This is a genomic window from Streptomyces hazeniae, from assembly GCF_031845485.1.
Lineage (GTDB): Bacteria > Actinomycetota > Actinomycetes > Streptomycetales > Streptomycetaceae > Streptomyces > Streptomyces hazeniae.
Genome location: NZ_JAVREQ010000057.1, coordinates 1 through 1,374 on the forward strand (window position 1 = coordinate 1; position 1,374 = coordinate 1,374).

Consider the following 1,374-nt stretch of genomic DNA (forward strand, 5'->3'; position numbering starts at 1 on the left):
AGGGCGGCCCGGTCGACGCCGTTCCGCCGGGCCGCTGCGCACCGCGCGGCGGCGGCCACGCCAGCACGGGAGGTGCGGGGCCCGACGGCGCGGAGGCGGACCGGGGACCGGCCGGGCGTTCCGTCCCGCAGCAGCGAGAGCGGCGCGGCGCGGGGCGTTCCGAGTCCGGCGCCGGCCCCGCGGAGTCCGACTCCGCGCTGCTCCGCCGGATGCGGGGCGGGGACACCACCGCGTACGAAACGCTCTACCACCGCCACGCGGGGGCCGTCCGCCGTTACGCGCACACCTGCTGCCGGGACGCGCACACGGCGGAGGACCTGACCAACGAGGTGTTCGCCCGCACCCTCCAGGCCGTACGGGCCGGGGCGGGCCCCGACACGGCGGTGCGCGCGTACCTGCTCACCTCGGTGCGGCGGGTGGCCGCGGCCTGGGCGCGGACCGCGAAGCGGGAGCACCTGGTGGAGGACTTCGCCGCCTTCGCCCAGTCGGCGGCCGGGGCCTCGCGCACCGTGCCGGGGGGTTCGTCGCCGGACGAGGACACGTTGTCGCTCGGCGCGGACGTGCGGGCGATGCAGGAAGCCGACCGGACCATGGCCGTGCGGGCGTTCCGCAGCCTGCCGGAGAAGTACCAGACCGTGCTGTGGCACACGACCGTGGAGGAGGAGTCGCCCAGGGACGTCGCCCCGCTGCTGGGGCTGTCCGACAACGCGGCGGCGGTGCTCGCCCACCGCGCACGGGAGAAGCTCAAGCAGGCCTACCTCCAGGCGCACGTGAGCCGGGCCAGGACAGACGGCGGCGCATGTGCCAGGTACGCCGACCGGCTCGGGGCCTACGCGCGCGGCGGCCTGCGCATGCGCGCCGAACGCGGGCTGCGCAGGCACCTGGAGACGTGTGCGGCCTGCCGGACGGCGGCGCTCGAGGTCGTGGACCTCAACGCGCAGATCAGGCTGCTCGTGCCGGTGGCCTTCCTCGGCTGGTTCGGTGCGGCGGGCGGGGCGAAGGCGCTCGGCCTGCTCACGGGCGGCGGCGCGGTCGCCGGCGCCGCGGCGACCGGCGGCGCGGCGGGCGCGGGCGCAGCGGGTGGGGGCGCAGCGGCCGAAGGCGTGGGCGCACCCGTGAAGATCGGCGTCGCGGCGGGCGTGGTGACGGCGGCCGGGGTGGCAGTGGCCCTGACCCTGATCGGTGACGACCAGCCGGCCCCCGCGCCGCAGGCCAAGCCGTCCGTCGCCCCCGCCGCCCCCTCGCCCCCACCACGCTCGCCGCAGCCTGCGCCCGAGCCGGAACCACCCCGGCCCGCCGCCCCCGTGGACCGGCCGAGGGCCGAGCCGCCGGCCGCCGCGCAGAACCAGCCGAGGAAGGCCACCGGCACGAGCA

At 78.5% G+C, this 1,374-nt stretch carries 1 protein-coding gene; it reads left to right on the plus strand.

The window, feature by feature from the left end; translation table 11 throughout:
- On the plus strand, positions 1–1,374 hold a 1,374-nt coding region (locus RM572_RS28515; RefSeq protein ID WP_311676267.1), incomplete at both ends, for a sigma-70 family RNA polymerase sigma factor.